The organism is Burkholderia sp. IO2 (genome assembly GCF_029522185.1).
Taxonomy (GTDB): Bacteria; Pseudomonadota; Gammaproteobacteria; order Burkholderiales; family Burkholderiaceae; genus Burkholderia; species Burkholderia cenocepacia.
In genome coordinates this window covers 82,617-97,330 of the sequence record NZ_JAKWFH010000022.1, presented here as the reverse complement: position 1 = coordinate 97,330, position 14,714 = coordinate 82,617, and the positions used below count along the sequence as shown (strand labels likewise).

Below are 14,714 nucleotides of genomic sequence, written 5' to 3'. Positions count from 1 at the left end.
TTCGTTTCGTGCAGCTTCACGGTGCAACGCGCGCGAGGGGTGGCGCGCGTCGCGTATGCTTTTAGGCCAGCACGGCCTTGGCGGTCTCGACGACGTGCTCGACGGTGAAGCCGAAGTACTTGAACAGCACGCCGGCCGGCGCCGATTCGCCGAACGTGTCGATCCCGACGACGCCGCCTTCGAGGCCGACGTACTTGTGCCAGAAGCTCGTCACGCCCGCTTCGATCGCGACGCGGCGCACGCCGTGCGGCAGCACGCGTTCGCGGTACTCGGCGTCCTGGCGGTCGAACACGTTGGTCGATGGCATCGACACGACGCGGGCCGCGATGCCCTGCTGCGCGAGCGGCTCGACGGCCTTCATCGCGAGTTCGACTTCCGAGCCCGTCGCGATCAGGATGATCTTGCGCGCGACGATTTCTTCGTCCCAGTCCTTCAGCACGTAGCCGCCCTTCTCGATGTTGGCGATCTGCGCATCGGTACGCGGGTTGAACGCGAGGTTCTGGCGGCTGAAGATCAGACTCGACGGACGATCCGCGGCGACCGCGTGAGTCCAGGCGACGGCCGTCTCGACCGTGTCGGCCGGACGCCAGACGTCGTGGTTCGGAATCAGGCGCAGGCTCGACACGTGCTCGATCGACTGGTGCGTCGGGCCGTCTTCGCCGAGGCCGATCGAATCGTGCGTGAACACGAAGATCGACGGCACCTTCATCAGCGCGGCCACGCGCAGCGCGTTGCGGCTGTAGTCGGAGAACGTCAGGAACGTGCCGCCGAACGGCTTGTGGCCGCCATGCAGCGCGAGGCCGTTGATCGCGGCGCTCATGCCGAATTCGCGCACGCCGTAGTTGATGTGGTTGCCGAGCAGCACGCCCGCGCCTTCCGGATTCGCGCGCACCGCCTTCGACGCCTTCCAGTTGGTCAGGTTCGAGCCGGTCAGGTCGGCCGAGCCGCCGAGCAGTTCGGGCAGCGCGGCGGCCAGCCCTTCGATCGCCTGCTGCGACGCCTTGCGGGTCGCGACCGTCTCGGCGCGCTCGTTCGCGCCGGCGATGATCGCCGCAGCCTTCTCGGCCCAGTCGGCCGGCAGCCTGTTGGCCATCCGGCGCTCGAATTCGGCGGCTTCCGCCGGGAACTTCGCGCGATACGCGGCGAACGTCGCGTCCCATTCGGACTCGGCGCGCTTGCCGGCTTCCTTCGCATCCCAGGCCGCGTAGACTTCCTGCGGAATCACGAACGGCTCCCACTTCCAGCCGAGCGCTTCGCGCGTCTTCGCGATTTCTTCCGCGCCGAGCGCCGCGCCGTGCACGTCGTGGCCGCCGGCCTTCGTGGCCGCGCCCTTGCCGATCACCGTCTTGCAGCAGATCAGCGTCGGCTTGTCCGACAGCTTCGCCTTCGCGATGGCCGCGTCGACCGCGTCGACGTCGTGGCCGTTCACGTTCGGGATCACGTTCCAGCCGTACGCTTCGAAGCGCTTCGGCGTGTCGTCGTGGAACCAGTTGACGACGTCGCCGTCGATCGAGATGCCGTTGTCGTCGTACAGCGCGATCAGCTTGTTCAGCTTCAGCGTACCCGCGAGCGAGCAGGCCTCGTGCGAGATGCCTTCCATCAGGCAGCCGTCGCCGAGGAACACGTACGTGTGGTGATCGACGATCTTCGCGCCGTCACGGTTGAACTCGTCGGCCATCAGCGCTTCGCCGAGCGCCATGCCGACCGCGTTCGCGAGGCCCTGGCCGAGCGGGCCGGTGGTCGTCTCGACGCCCGGCGTGATCCCGTATTCGGGGTGGCCCGGCGTCTTCGAGTGCAGCTGGCGGAAATTCTTCAGCTCCTCGATCGGCAGGTCGTAGCCGGTCAGGTGCAGCAGCGAGTACAGCAGCATCGAGCCATGGCCGTTCGACAGCACGAAACGGTCGCGGTCGGCCCAGTGCGGGTTCGTCGGGTTGTGCTTCAGATGGCGCGACCACAGCGCGACGCCGATTTCGGCCATGCCCATCGGCATGCCGGGGTGGCCGGAGTTCGCTTGCTGGACGGCGTCCATCGCGAGCGCACGGATCGCGTTGGCCATCAGGGTGGTGGAGGCGGGAGACGAAGTCGTCATGTCGAGTCCGGAGAACGAGTCGAGGAAACGGGGGCACGGCGGCATCCGGAAGCTCGAGCGTCAATCGTTCCCGGCGCGCGGTGCGGCGCCTGACGGACGCGAAGCGGACGGAGCCAACGGACGGGGCTGCAAAGCTCGTCATTTTAACAGATGGGCTGACATTTCCCTTGTCGGCGCATCGTGTTCCGGCACGGTTTTCCACCAAACCGCCCGCCTCCTATAATTCAGGCGTCGGAAACTGCCCGCCCCAGCGGCCCGCCCGTGAGCACCACCCTTCTCTTTCACCCTACGCCCGACGCCACCTACGGCTTCCCGAATGCGCGGCGGCTCGCGCACGTCGCGTCCCCGCACCAGCAGATCGAAGTCTGGGAAACCCCGCAGCTCGGCCGGCTGTTCACGCTGGACGGCCGGCCGATGACGTCGGTCGGCGACGAGTACGTGTATCACGAGTGCATGACGCACCCGGCCGCGCTCGCGCATCCGTCGCCGAAGAAGGCGCTCGTGCTCGGCGGCGGCGACGGCGGCGCGGCGCGTCAGTTGCTCAAGCACGCGTGCATCGAACGGATCGTGATCGCCGAACTCGACGACGAGGTGGTCGGGATGGCGCGCCGCTATCTCGACGACGTGCACCAGGGTGCGCTCGACGACCCGCGCGTCGAGGTCGTGATCGGCGACGCCGCGCATTTCGTCGAGGCGACGATCGAACATTTCGATCTCGTCGTGTTCGACCTCACGCCGCCCGATTCGCCGGCAGCCGGCCTCTATACGCGCGCGTTCTACGCGCGGCTCAAGCGGATCCTCACGCGCTGCGGCGCGATCTCGATGCATCTCGGCTCGCCGGTGTTCCACGCCGCGCGCATCGCGGCGCTGCTCGACGACCTGCGCGCGAGCTTCGCGGTCGTCGATCCGCTGTCCGCGCACGTGCCGCTGTACGGCTCGCAGTGGCTGATGGCGATCGCGAGCGACACGCTCGATGCGGCCGCGCTGTTCGCGCACGACGTCGACGAACGGCTCGCGGCCCGCCGCGTCCACGGCCTGCGCTACTACGATGCGCGGCTGCATGCGTCCCTCTTTGCCCTGCCGCGCGCGCTGCGCGATACACTGGGCGTTCGCCGCTGAACATCCGGACGGCCGCAACGTTCCGTTGTTCCAGCATGAGACCGGCGCAGGCGCGAGAAGCGCCGACACTGTGCAACAGGAGATTTTCATGACCGATCCACGTCCGGCCAACGTGCCTTGGTTGACGCCCTACCTGGCCGTGCGCAACGCGCGCGCGGCCATCGAGTTCTTCCAGGCCGCATTCGGCTTCACGGTGCGCGACGTGCACGACGAGGACGGCGCGATCATGCACGTCGAGATGGCCTATCGCGGCCAGCTGATCGTGATGTTCGCGCCCGAAGGCGCGTTCGGCTCGCCCGCGCTCACGCCGAAGCACGCGAACGCCACCGCGCCGCAATCGTTCTATCTGTATGTCGACGACGTCGACGCCACCTGGCAGCGCGCGCTCGACGCGGGCGCGAAATCGCTGAGCGCGCCGCAGGATCAGTTCTGGGGCGACCGGTTCGCGCAGATCGAGGATCTCGACGGCTACCGCTGGGCGCTCGGGTGCCGTCTCGACGCATGACTGAAACCGCCACACGCATGACCGAAGCCACCACCACCGCGGCCGTGCCGCGCTTTTTCGTCGACGCCGCGCTGCGCGCCGACGCCACGCTCGCGTTGCCGGCCGACGTCGCGCGCCACGTGCAGGTGCTGCGCCTGCAGCCCGGCGACGTGCTCGCGCTGTTCGACGGCACGGGCGGCCAGTACCGCGCGCGGCTCGTCGAGGTCGACAAGCGCAGCGCGCTCGTGCAGGTCGATTCGTTCGAGCCCGCCGAGGCCGAGCCGCCCTATCGCGTGACGCTCGCGCAGGGAATCGCCGGCGGCGACAAGATGGACTGGGTGATCGAGAAGGCCGTCGAGCTCGGCGTCGCAGCGGTCGTGCCGCTGTCGACCGCGCGTGGCGTCGTGAAGCTGTCCGGCGAACGCGCGGACAAGCGCGTCGCGCACTGGCGCGGCGTCGTGCGCGCGTCGTGCGAGCAATGCGGCCGCAACCGCGTGCCCGACGTCGCGCCGGTCATCGGCTTCAATGCATGGCTCGACGCGCTGCCTGCCGCTCCGGCCGACGGCGAACTGCGGCTGCTGCTGTCGCCGCGCGCGAGCATCCCGTTCGCGTCGCTGCCCGACGCGCCGCCCGCGGCCGCCGTCACGCTGCTGATCGGGCCCGAAGGCGGGCTGTCGCCCGAGGAGGAAAATGCAGCCCGCGCACGCGGGTTCACCGCGCTGTCGCTCGGGCCGCGCGTGCTGCGTACCGAGACGGCCGGGGCGGCCGTGCTGGCGGCGTTGGCGGCGCGCTGGGGCGGGTGGTAAAAGCGCGTCGGCGCGCCGCGTTCAACGGCTCGCCCCACACCGTGCTTCGCGCGCCACGCCCTGCAGCCGGACGCGAATCGCAGACGCAAAAAAGCCCGCTCGAAGCGGGCTTTTGACGGGTCGTTCGGCGAATCGGCCACGCGGACCGATGCGCTTACGCGAACGAGTAGAACACGCGGAACGCGACCTTGCGCTCGGCCCAGAATTCGGCCGCCTCGCGAAACACGTCGAGCAGCGTTTCGCGCCCTTCCTTGTCGAATTTCTGCGCGATCGGCAGCCCTTCGAGGACGATCACGAAACCGGGCTGCGCGCCGGCCTTCGCAACGAGGTCGGTCAGGCAGTCGTACAGCGCGTCGTAGTTCTTCCCGAAATGCTTCGGAAACAGGAACGAGGTCGCGATCGTTTCCATCACTTCCTGCTTCGACTGCGCGGCGCCGCAATACGCATACAGGAAATGCTGGCCGAGCCGACCGGCTTCGTCGGCGAGATCCTGCACGCGGAACGCGCGGATCGACTGCACGAGATTGGGTCGCACGGTCGTGAAAAGGCTCATAGGCTCCTCGTTCGATGAAAGCCCGGGCTCGGCTTCCTGTTGCTCCGGCGTGCCGCCGGCCTGCGCCGCCGCGTGCAGCTGAATCACACGCTGAAACAGATTGCCGTCGCCGGCCGCGAACAGTTCCGCCGCCGCCGTATCGTGCGCGTAGATGGAGTCGCTCATGCCATTCGTCCCGAAGTCATTCAACAATACGTTTAAAACTGTTGTAGTGGTCGCCCGTGTAATAACAGTTGTCGATCCGGCGCAACGGACCGCCACAGACGATCCGGCGCGCGCCGCGATTGCGCGCACGCGGCGTCGGCACCGTGTACTCATGGTAGTAGCCGCGCTTCGCCTTCGGCAGGATCCGCTCGCGATTGCCGAATACGACGCCGTCTTTCTCGTACGGATAGGGGCCGCCGGCGGCGATCAGGCTTAGCGTGGTCACGGCCTCGCGCGGAAGACTGGCAGTCGGGATCGTATCGAGCCCGCTGGCAGCCACGTCGGCCGGAACGGCCTCCCGTGCGTAAGCGGCGGAAACCAGACTGCCCGTCGGCGTGCCGACGATACCCATCGCGAACATCGCGAAGACGGACGCGAGCGCGCCGTTGCGGAGCCACTTGCGTGCCATGAACCAGGGTTCCCGCTGTTAAATCAAGTAGTTGACGACCAACAAAGGCGTTAGCGTAGCGTTATTGGCCGCGCGAATCAATGTCCGTTTGGGAATCGAAAGCCTCGCGATGCCGCGAATTCCGCATTTTTTACCGAAATCGCACTACATTTATCTTATATAAGATAGAATGCGTGCGGCACCTCTCGGTGGGCAAGAACTACTCCTTGCCTCGCTCGCTGCCTGGAGTGGAGAGATGCTGCCGTTGCTTTGCGGGAAGCGCGTGTGCGCCCTGCCCGGCGGCGTGCCCGTTGCGGGCACGCCTCTTTTTGCTTTTGTTTACAATTTTCCCGGACGCGCCACGCCGGTTCGACCGGGTGGCGCGTTCGTTCTGGCTCAGCGCGCGGCGTTCACGTCGGCGACCAGCAGCGCCGCCATGTTGACGATGCGACGAACGGTCGCCGATTCGGTCAGCACGTGCACCGGCTGCGCGGCGCCCAGCAGGATCGGCCCGATCGCGATGTTGTTGCCGGCGGCCGTCTTCAGCAGGTTGTACGCGATGTTGGCGGCGTCGATGTTCGGCAGGATCAGCAGGTTCGCGTCGCCTTCCAGCGTCGATTCCGGCAGGATCTCCTTGCGCAGCGCCGCGTCGAGCGCGACGTCGCCGTGCATTTCGCCGTCGACCTTCAGTTCCGGTGCGGTTTCCTGCAGGATCGCGAGCGTATCGCGCATCTTCTTCGCCGACGGTGCATTGCTCGTGCCGAAATTCGAGTGCGACAACAGCGCGACCTTCGGCTCGATGCCGAACCGGCGCACTTCTTCCGCGGCCATGATCGTGATCTCGGCCAGTTCTTCCGGGGTCGGATCGACGTTCACGTGCGTATCCACGAGGAAAATCTGGCGGCCCGGCAGCACGAGGCCGTTCATCGCCGCGTACACGCTGCAGCCCGGACGTTTGCCGATCACCTGGTCGATGAAGTGCAGGTGGCGGTGCGTGGTGCTGATCGTGCCGCAGATCATCCCGTCCGCTTCGCCCTTCTTCACCAGCATCGAGCCGATCAGCGTCGTGCGGCGACGCATTTCGACGCGCGCGAGCTGCTCGCTGATACCCTTGCGCGCCATCATCTTGTGGTACGTCTGCCAGAAGTCGCGGTAACGCTCGTCGTGCTCGGTGTTGACGACCGTGAAATCGGTGCCGGGCGTGAGGCGCAGGCCGTAGCGCTGGATACGGTGCTCGATCACCGACGGGCGGCCGATTAGGATCGGCTTCGCGAGCTTTTCGTCGACGATGATCTGAACGGCACGCAACACGCGCTCTTCTTCGCCTTCCGCGAACACCACGCGCTTCTTCTCTTCCGGCGCGGCGCGCGCGATCTGGAAGATCGGCTTCATCGTCGTGCCGCTGTGATACACGAACTGCTGCAGATGGACGCGGTACGCCTCCATGTCCTCGATCGGGCGGGTCGCGACGCCGCCGTCCATCGCGGCCTGCGCGACGGCCGGCGCGATCTTCACGATCAGGCGCGGATCGAACGGCTTCGGAATCAGGTATTCGGGCCCGAACGACAGATCCTGGATACCGTATGCGGTCGCGACGATGTCGCTCTGCTCGTGCTGCGCGAGCTCGGCGATCGCGTTGACGGCCGCGATCTCCATTTCACGCGTGATCGTCGTCGCGCCGACGTCGAGCGCGCCGCGGAAGATGAACGGGAAGCACAGGACGTTGTTGACCTGGTTCGGGTAATCGGTGCGGCCGGTGGCCAGCACGGCGTCCGGGCGCACTTCGAGCGCGAGCTCCGGCAGGATTTCCGGCGTCGGGTTCGCGAGCGCGAGGATCAGCGGGCGCTCGGCCATGCCCTTCACCATCTCCTGCTTCAGCACGCCGGCGGCCGACAGCCCGAGGAAGATGTCCGCGCCGTCGATCACCTCGGCCAGCGTGCGCGCGTCGGTCTCGCGCGCGAAACGCTCCTTGTCCGGATCCATCAGCTCGGCGCGACCCTTGTAGACCACGCCGGCCAGGTCGGTCACCGTGATGTTCTCGAGCGGCAGCCCGATGTCGACCAGCAGGTCGAGACACGCGAGCGCGGCAGCGCCCGCACCGGACGCCACCAGCTTGACCTTCTTGATGTCCTTGCCGACGACCTTCAGGCCGTTCGTGACGGCCGCGGCCACGACGATCGCGGTGCCGTGCTGGTCGTCGTGGAACACCGGGATCTTCATCCGCTTGCGCGCTTCGCGCTCGACGATGAAGCAGTCCGGCGCCTTGATGTCTTCGAGGTTGATCCCGCCGAAGGTCGGCTCCAGCGCGGCGATCACGTCGACGAGCTTGTGCGGGTCCGACTCGTTCAGCTCGATGTCGAACACGTCGATGCCCGCGAACTTCTTGAACAGCACGGCCTTGCCTTCCATCACCGGCTTCGACGCGAGCGGGCCGATGTTGCCGAGACCGAGCACCGCCGTGCCGTTCGTCACGACGCCGACCAGGTTGCTGCGCGCGGTGAAACGCGCCGCGTTGAGCGGATTCTCGACGATCTCCTCGCACGCGTACGCCACGCCCGGCGAATACGCGAGCGCGAGGTCGCGCTGGTTGATCATCTGCTTGGTCGGGGCGATCGCGATTTTGCCGGGGGTCGGAAATTCGTGATAGTCGAGCGCGGCTTCGCGCAGCTTGGCTTTGGAGGAGGCTTGGGTGGACATGTGTCTCGTGACGGGCGGATTAGAATAACTGTTCGACGGCATTGTAGCGCCAATCATCGGCCGCCAGACCGGCGATTCGGGTGCAACAGCCGCGACAAAAATGTACTGGATAGTGCAGGAGCGCCGCCACTCGCCTCGTACAATGCCGTTCCTTTCACCGTTTCGGATCGCCCGCCGTGCCAGCCGCCCTCTCCGAGTTTTCGCTGATCGAACGCTTCTTCACGCGCCGCGCCGCGCAGGGCGCGCGCGCGTCGACGCTCGGCATCGGCGACGATTGCGCACTGATTGCGCCCCGATCCGGGAAATTGCTGGCCGTTTCGACGGACATGCTGGTGGAAGGCCGACATTTCTTCCCCGACGTCGCGCCCGACGCGCTCGGTCACAAGACGCTCGCGGTCAACCTGTCGGATCTCGCCGCGATGGGCGCTGAGCCGCGCGCGTTCACGCTCGCATGCGCGCTGCCGCGCGCCGATGCGGCGTGGCTCGAGGCCTTCAGCAACGGGCTGTTCGCGCTGGCCGAGCGATACGGCTGCGAGCTGATCGGCGGCGACACGACGAGCGGGCCACTGAACCTGTGCGTGACCGTGTTCGGCGAAGTCGCGCCGGACGCGGCGCTGCGGCGCGATGCCGCGCGCGACGGCGACGACGTGTGGGTATCCGGCGCGCTCGGCGACGCGCGCGCGGGCCTCGGCGTCGCCCGCGGCGAGTGGACGGCCGGCGCGGACGAAGTCGCCGCGTTCCGGCACGCGCTCGAGCGGCCCGAACCGCGCGTCGCGCTCGGCCTCGCGCTCGCGGGCGTCGCGCACGCGGCGCTCGACCTGTCGGACGGCTTGGCCGGCGATCTCCAGCACATCCTGACGCGCTCGAACGTACGCGCCGAGATCGACGCCGACGCGGTGCCGCGCTCGGCCGCGCTCGCGACGCTGCCGGCCGACGTGCAGCGCCGCTGCACGCTGGCGGGCGGCGACGACTACGAACTGTGCTTCACCGCGCCGGTGGCAGCCCGCGCGGCGGTCGAAGCGGCGGGCGCCGCGGTCGGCGTGCCGGTCACGCGAATCGGTACAATACGCGCGTTGTCCGCGCCGTCGGCGCACCCCGCCATCGCGTGGCGCGACGCCGCCGGCGCGCCCCTCGCTCTCACGTTGCACGGCTTCGACCACTTCCATGCAGACTGATCCGACGCCCGCGCCCGCCGCGGCCGAGCCCGGCGCCGCGCCACCCGCGCCGACCCGCGTGACGGCCCGCTTCATGCTGTCGCACCCTGCGCATCTCGTGTCGCTCGGCTTCGGCAGCGGCCTCGCGCCGATCATGCCCGGCACGTTCGGCTCGCTGTTCGGCTGGCTCACGTTCGTCGTGCTCAACCGCTACCTGACGGTGCCCGAATGGTGGGCGCTGATCGCCGTCGGCTTCGTGGCCGGCGCGTGGGTCACCGGTTTCACCGCGAGAAAGGCCGGCGTGTCCGATCCGGGCGCCGTCGTCTGGGACGAGATCGTCGCGATCTGGCTCGTGATGCTGTTCGTCACGCCCGCGACCTTCGTCGGTCAGCTGTGGGCGTTCGTCGCGTTCCGCTTCTTCGACATGCTCAAGCCGCCGCCGATCCGCTACTTCGACCGCCGCCTGAAAGGCGGGCTCGGCATCATGGTCGACGACCTGGTCGCCGCGTTCATGACGCTGCTCGTGATCGCTCTGTGGCGCTCCGTCGGCGGCTGACCGATTTCCCGACTCCCGTTTCCCGACGCGCATGCCAACCGATTCCGTCGTCCATCAGCTTGCGATCCGCGCAGGCAACAAGCTGCGTGACGAGCACCTCACGCTCGCCACCGCCGAATCCTGCACCGGCGGGATGATCGCCACGGCGATCACCGACATTTCCGGCAGCAGCCAGTGGTTCGAGCGCGGCTTCGTCACGTACTCGAACCAGGCCAAGATCGAGATGATCGGCGTGCCCGCCGACCTGATCGACAAGCACGGCGCGGTCAGCGAGCCCGTCGCGCGCGCGATGGCCGAAGGCGCGCTGCGCAACAGCCGCGCGCAGGTCGCGCTGTCCGTCACCGGCATCGCGGGCCCGGCCGGCGGCAGCGAGAAGAAGCCGGTCGGCACCGTGTCGTTCGGCTGGAGCAACCGGCTGCATACCGATGTCGAGACGCTTGTGTTCAAGGGCGATCGCGAACAGATCCGCACGCAGGCAGCCGCGCATGCACTGCGCGGGCTGCTGAAGCTGCTCGACGAGCGCGAAGGCTGACCGGCCCGGGCGCGTGCCGCGCCCCTGTTCGGTTATTGAATCGCGTCGGGCTTCACGACGATCCAGTTCTTGTCCGCCGTCACCGGCAGGCCGAGCGACTTCTGCTTCGCGGCCGATTCGTCCGACCACGCGCGGATCTGCGCCATCTGCTTGTCCTTCTTGTTGACCCACACGCGCACGCCGCCGCGCGCGACGTCGGTCGCGTTCAGCAGCATGTAGCCGTCGGACGTCGGCGTGTCGCCCGCGACGAGCACCGGCTTCTTCCACTGGTCGATCCAGCCGACGATCGAACCGAGCTTGCCTTCGTACCACGTCATCGGGTTCATCAGGAACGGCGTGATCACCAGCGCGCGGTTCGCGGCCTCGTCGTACTTGCCGGCCTTGATCTGCAGCCGCGACGTCGTCAGCGCGCCGGTCGCCGGATTGCGCAGCAGCGTCGTCACGCCGATCACGTTCTGCGGCTTCACGTTGTAGCCGTACTTCGGGTCGGCCAGCACGAGCCGCGCGAGCTCCTCGTGCGCGGCTGTCATCACGTAGACCTCGATGCCGTTCTCGCGCAGCGCGTTGTACAGCTCCTGCATCCCGCGGAAGAAGCGCGGCGGATTGACCGTGCCGTCGACCACCTTGTCACCCTGCCAATAGCGGATCGGGATCGGCTTGCCGTCGGCGAGCATCGCGTCGACGTGGCGCTTCAGGTCGGCGAGCGACTGGCCGGCGAACGCCTGCGCGATCCACGGATAGCAGACCAGATCGTCGATCTCGCACAGCCGGTAGTAGTAGCTCGTCAGCGACTCCTTGTAGTCGGCGGAATCCTTGAACGGGATCAGCTTCAGCGACGGGTCGAGCGCGTCGCGCGTCAGCACGCCGCGATTTTCGAGGTACGGCAGCAGCGATTCCTCGAGGTCGTAGCGGTAGGTCGTGTTGTCGGCGTCGAACACCGCGTAGTCGCCGCGGTTCGCGTGCGCGGCGATCATCGCGTTCAGCGCCTTCGCGCTGTCGGCCGGCCAGTGCGACAGATCCGCCGCATGGGCGAACGTCATGCACAGCGACGCGGCGAACGCGCTCAGAAGACGGCGGGACAGCTTGGGCATGGCGTCGCTCCCTTTCTTGACGTTTTCGTGACGGATCGATGACAAGCCGCAGCATCGCGCGATTGGTGCGCGGGGATGCGGTGCGGAAGCGACGGGAAGTTGTCCGCGTGCGCCAGCGCGCGCCGGGCCGGCAGAGGAGCGGAAAAACGGGAGGGAAGCGGCGGGCTCGCGCGTGGGAGCACGCCGGCGCCGGCTGCCCGGGCGGGCGCTGGCGCCGGCCCGGACCACCGGTGCGACCGATCAGCGATGCGCGTTGATCGTGTCGCGCGTCTTCTGCGCGGCGAGCGCCGCGGCTTCGGCGAAATCCTCGCCCTTGCTCGCGTACAGGATCGCGCGCGACGAGTTGATCATCATCCCGGTGCCGTCCGCCGTGCGGCCTGCGTTGACGGTCGCCTGCACGTCGCCGCCCTGCGCGCCGATGCCGGGAATCAGGAGCGGCATGTCGCCGACGATCCCGCGCACGATCTCGATCTCCTTCGGGAACGTCGCGCCGACCACGAGGCCGAGCTGGCCGTTCTTCGCGTTCCATTTGTTCGCCGCGAGGTCGGCGACCACCTGGTACAGCGGCCGGCCGTTCGTGTCGAGGAACTGCAGGTCCGAGCCGCCCGGGTTCGACGTGCGGCACAGCACGATCACGCCCTTGCCTTCATGCTCGAAGTACGGCTCGACCGAGTCGTAGCCCATGTACGGATTCACGGTGACGGCGTCCGCGCGATAGCGCTCGAACGCCTCGCGTGCATACTGCTCGGCCGTGCTGCCGATGTCGCCGCGCTTCGCGTCGAGGATCACGGGCAGGCCCGGATGCTGCAGATGGATGTGCGCGATCAGCCGTTCGAGCTGGTCTTCCGCGCGATGCGCGGCGAAGTAGGCGATCTGCGGCTTGAACGCGCTCGCGTACGGCGCGGTCGCATCGACGATCTGCCGGCAGAATTCGAAGATCGCGTCGGGCTGGCCGTCGAACTGCACGGGAAAGCGCGACGGCTCGGGGTCGAGGCCGACGCACAGCAGCGAATTCGTGCGTTGCCACGCGGCGCGCAGCGATTCGATGAAAGTAAGCGGGGAAGACATGGCGGGTACTCGCGGCAAACCGTTGGTAGACCGCGTATTTTACCCGCGTCGCCGGCGCCCCTCGTGTGTCGCGGCATTGCTGCGCGCATCGGCGCGCTCGACGGTGAACGCGAAACGCCGCGTGAGCCGCTCGCCGGGCGCGAGCAGCGTCATCCCGTGCGCGGCCGCGCCGCCCGGCAGGTTCACCGCATTGATCGGATGATCGACCGGCTCGAAGCAGAAGAAATCCTCGCCCGGCGGCGTGTAGAGCACGTATGCGTCGGCGTCGGCCGCGACGGTCAGCGACAGCCGCCGGCGCGGCCAGCTCACCGTCGCGTGGCCGCCCCAGCCGGTGAACGCGTGGTTGACGAGCGTGGCCGGCAGCGGATACGCGACGCCGAACTGCCAGGCCGGCGGCACGCTGACGTGCCGCACCGGCAGGAAATCGGCGCCCGACAGCCACAGGCCGCCCGCCGCCGCGGCCAGCTCGGTCGCCGCATCGCGCACCAGGAACGGATGCACGCCGAGCCCGAACGGCAGCCGCGCGCGTCCCGCGTTCTCGATCGTCAGCGCGATCGACAGCGTCGCGTCGTCGAGCTCGAACGACTGGATCGCGCGGAATGCATACGGCGCGCCGGCCGTCCGGTCGAGCGACAGTTGCAGCGACGTGTCGGTCGCATCGTCGACCTGCCACGGCGCGAGCCAGCCGTCGCCGTGGATCGGCAGCGGCTCGTCGCGACGGTTGCGCGGCACCGCGACCTTGCGCCCGTCGCATTCGAAGCGCCCGTCGCCGATCCGGTTCGAGTACGGCAGCAGCGGATAGCACGCGAGCTCATTCGGGTCCGTCGCCGTCTCCGGGTGCTCGCAACGGCGGAACACCGGCATCAGCGCGCCGTTCTCGCCGCGCCAGTCGAAGCGCGCGATGCCGCCGCCGAGGTGCGGCAGCACGTCGAGCCGCAGCGACGCGTTCGACAACGTGACGGCCGCCGCATGCGCGGCGCCGACGCCCTGCGCGAACACGGCCGTCTGCGGGCCGGGGCTGACCGGCTGGGCGGCGGCGGCCAGGCGCGCGCGGCGCGACTGGCTGGTGGACGACGATGCGCGCGAGGACGTGGCGGTCATGGTGAGCTCCTTTCCTTCGTCGAAGAAACGATGCAGGTCGGTGCGAACGGTCAGGCCCAGCCGCCGTCGACGATCACGTCCTGCGCGGTGATCATCCGGCTGTCGTCGGCCGCGAGAAACAGCGCCATCCGGGCGAGGTCGGCCGGCAATAGTTCGGCGTCGATGCACTGGCCGGCCTTGATCGCCGCGCGGCCAGCGTCGTCGAGCCACAGCCGGCGCTGCTTGTCGGTCATCACCCAGCCCGGCACCAGCGAATTCACGCGGATGCCGAACGGGCCGAGATCGCGCGCGAGGCCGCGCGTCAGGCCCTGCACGGCCGCCTTCGCCATCACGTAGACGGGATAGCCGCCGTTCTTCAGCATCCAGCTGATCGAGCCGAGATTGATGATCGCGCCGCCGCCCTGCCGCTTCATGTCGTCGATCACCGCCTGCGCGGCGAAGAACTGGTGACGCAGGTTCACCGCGATGCCCGCGTCGAACGACGCGGGCGTCACGTCGCCGAGCGCGTGGCGCGTGTCGTTCGCCGCGTTGTTCACGAGCACCGCGATCGCGCCGATGCGCGCGCGGATCGCGTCGATCGCCCCGCGCAGCGCATCGATGTCGGTCAGGTCGCACGGCAGGAACAGCGGCGCATGGCGCACGTGCGCGAGGCGTTCGGCCAGCGCGGCGCCGGCCGCCGCGTCGAGGTCGACGAACGCGACGCGCGCGCCCTGTTCGGCGAAGTGCTCGACGAACGACGCGCCGATGCCGGTCGCGCCGCCCGTGATCAGCACCGCGCGATCCTCGAGGCTCGGGTAGCGCGCGAAGCGCGCGTCGCTCGCGGCGTGCGAGTCCGGCGCGGAAGTATCGATGGTCATGCGGATCGTCTCCGT

Annotated in this window: 14 protein-coding genes; 6 read left to right on the top strand and 8 right to left on the bottom strand. The window is 68.3% G+C overall.

Annotated elements, in window-relative coordinates; all coding sequences use genetic code 11:
• Positions 1–61: 61 nt before the first annotated feature.
• Positions 62–2,134: a transketolase gene (tkt, locus tag MMB92_RS16405; RefSeq protein WP_062884122.1), complete on the bottom strand. Its 2,073-nt coding sequence runs from the start codon at positions 2,132–2,134 to the stop codon at positions 62–64.
• Positions 2,135–2,350: 216 nt separating this feature from the next.
• On the opposite strand from tkt, the gene speE reads away from it, so the two are divergent.
• The 3 genes from speE (at position 2,351) to MMB92_RS16390 (ending at position 4,498) form a co-directional block, all read left to right on the top strand.
• Positions 2,351–3,208 (top strand): polyamine aminopropyltransferase, encoded by an 858-nt coding sequence (gene speE / locus MMB92_RS16400; protein WP_006485711.1) that lies wholly within the window; start codon positions 2,351–2,353, stop codon positions 3,206–3,208.
• Between the two features lie 88 nt (positions 3,209–3,296).
• Positions 3,297–3,713 carry a glyoxalase/bleomycin resistance/extradiol dioxygenase family protein gene (locus MMB92_RS16395; RefSeq protein ID WP_006485715.1) on the top strand — a complete coding sequence of 139 codons (417 nt, stop codon included), beginning with the start codon at positions 3,297–3,299 and terminating at the stop codon, positions 3,711–3,713.
• 17 nt (positions 3,714–3,730) lie between these two features.
• Positions 3,731–4,498, top strand: a complete 768-nt coding sequence (locus MMB92_RS16390) for a 16S rRNA (uracil(1498)-N(3))-methyltransferase (RefSeq protein WP_062884123.1) — start codon at positions 3,731–3,733, stop codon at positions 4,496–4,498.
• Between the two features lie 154 nt (positions 4,499–4,652).
• Here the strand turns inward: MMB92_RS16390 and MMB92_RS16385 are convergent, their stop codons facing one another.
• The 3 genes from MMB92_RS16385 to MMB92_RS16375 form a co-directional block, all read right to left on the bottom strand.
• Positions 4,653–5,216 (bottom strand): barstar family protein, encoded by a 564-nt coding sequence (locus tag MMB92_RS16385; RefSeq protein WP_006476945.1) that lies wholly within the window; start codon positions 5,214–5,216, stop codon positions 4,653–4,655.
• A gap of 16 nt (positions 5,217–5,232) precedes the next feature.
• Positions 5,233–5,664, bottom strand: a complete 432-nt coding sequence (locus tag MMB92_RS16380; protein ID WP_006490731.1) for a ribonuclease — start codon at positions 5,662–5,664, stop codon at positions 5,233–5,235.
• Between the two features lie 375 nt (positions 5,665–6,039).
• Positions 6,040–8,340, bottom strand: a complete 2,301-nt coding sequence (locus MMB92_RS16375) for an NADP-dependent malic enzyme (RefSeq protein WP_006490729.1) — start codon at positions 8,338–8,340, stop codon at positions 6,040–6,042.
• Positions 8,341–8,516: 176 nt separating this feature from the next.
• Between MMB92_RS16375 and thiL the strand changes: the two genes are divergently transcribed.
• Genes thiL through MMB92_RS16360 form a run of 3 tightly spaced genes read left to right on the top strand, consistent with a single transcriptional unit; the run spans position 8,517 to position 10,582 of the window.
• Positions 8,517–9,515, top strand: a complete 999-nt coding sequence (gene thiL, locus MMB92_RS16370) for a thiamine-phosphate kinase (protein ID WP_062911022.1) — start codon at positions 8,517–8,519, stop codon at positions 9,513–9,515.
• Positions 9,505–10,050 carry a phosphatidylglycerophosphatase A gene (locus tag MMB92_RS16365; RefSeq protein ID WP_062884125.1) on the top strand — a complete coding sequence of 182 codons (546 nt, stop codon included), beginning with the start codon at positions 9,505–9,507 and terminating at the stop codon, positions 10,048–10,050. The genes thiL and MMB92_RS16365 overlap by 11 nt, the downstream gene beginning before the upstream one ends.
• Before the next feature lie 31 nt (positions 10,051–10,081).
• A complete protein-coding gene (locus tag MMB92_RS16360; RefSeq protein WP_006488662.1) occupies positions 10,082–10,582 on the top strand; it encodes a CinA family protein in 501 nt (166 codons plus the stop codon).
• A gap of 32 nt (positions 10,583–10,614) precedes the next feature.
• Here MMB92_RS16360 and MMB92_RS16355 read toward each other — a convergent pair whose 3' ends face one another.
• From MMB92_RS16355 to MMB92_RS16340, 4 genes are all read right to left on the bottom strand, one after another.
• Entirely contained in the window at positions 10,615–11,673 is a 1,059-nt protein-coding gene (locus tag MMB92_RS16355; protein ID WP_006496736.1) for a hypothetical protein, read from the bottom strand.
• A gap of 240 nt (positions 11,674–11,913) precedes the next feature.
• Positions 11,914–12,741: an orotidine-5'-phosphate decarboxylase gene (pyrF, locus tag MMB92_RS16350; RefSeq protein ID WP_006483119.1), complete on the bottom strand. Its 828-nt coding sequence runs from the start codon at positions 12,739–12,741 to the stop codon at positions 11,914–11,916.
• Positions 12,742–12,780: 39 nt separating this feature from the next.
• Positions 12,781–13,842 (bottom strand): aldose 1-epimerase, encoded by a 1,062-nt coding sequence (locus MMB92_RS16345; protein ID WP_060263321.1) that lies wholly within the window; start codon positions 13,840–13,842, stop codon positions 12,781–12,783.
• Between the two features lie 50 nt (positions 13,843–13,892).
• Positions 13,893–14,699, bottom strand: a complete 807-nt coding sequence (locus MMB92_RS16340; protein ID WP_060214180.1) for an SDR family oxidoreductase — start codon at positions 14,697–14,699, stop codon at positions 13,893–13,895.
• Positions 14,700–14,714 lie beyond the last annotated feature (15 nt).

Excerpts from the sequence above, each read along its gene's own strand:
- tkt (WP_062884122.1), bottom strand. The coding sequence starts at position 2,134 with ATGCCGCCGTGCCCCCGTTTCCTCGACTCGTTCTCCGGACTCGACATG.
- MMB92_RS16395 (WP_006485715.1), top strand. The coding sequence starts at position 3,297 with ATGACCGATCCACGTCCGGCCAACGTGCCTTGGTTGACGCCCTACCTG.
- MMB92_RS16390 (WP_062884123.1), top strand. The coding sequence starts at position 3,731 with ATGACCGAAGCCACCACCACCGCGGCCGTGCCGCGCTTTTTCGTCGAC.
- MMB92_RS16385 (WP_006476945.1), bottom strand. The coding sequence starts at position 5,216 with ATGAGCGACTCCATCTACGCGCACGATACGGCGGCGGCGGAACTGTTC.
- MMB92_RS16380 (WP_006490731.1), bottom strand. The coding sequence starts at position 5,664 with ATGGCACGCAAGTGGCTCCGCAACGGCGCGCTCGCGTCCGTCTTCGCG.
- MMB92_RS16375 (WP_006490729.1), bottom strand. The coding sequence starts at position 8,340 with ATGTCCACCCAAGCCTCCTCCAAAGCCAAGCTGCGCGAAGCCGCGCTC.
- MMB92_RS16365 (WP_062884125.1), top strand. The coding sequence starts at position 9,505 with ATGCAGACTGATCCGACGCCCGCGCCCGCCGCGGCCGAGCCCGGCGCC.
- MMB92_RS16360 (WP_006488662.1), top strand. The coding sequence starts at position 10,082 with ATGCCAACCGATTCCGTCGTCCATCAGCTTGCGATCCGCGCAGGCAAC.
- MMB92_RS16355 (WP_006496736.1), bottom strand. The coding sequence starts at position 11,673 with ATGCCCAAGCTGTCCCGCCGTCTTCTGAGCGCGTTCGCCGCGTCGCTG.
- pyrF (WP_006483119.1), bottom strand. The coding sequence starts at position 12,741 with ATGTCTTCCCCGCTTACTTTCATCGAATCGCTGCGCGCCGCGTGGCAA.
- MMB92_RS16345 (WP_060263321.1), bottom strand. The coding sequence starts at position 13,842 with ATGACCGCCACGTCCTCGCGCGCATCGTCGTCCACCAGCCAGTCGCGC.
- MMB92_RS16340 (WP_060214180.1), bottom strand. The coding sequence starts at position 14,699 with ATGACCATCGATACTTCCGCGCCGGACTCGCACGCCGCGAGCGACGCG.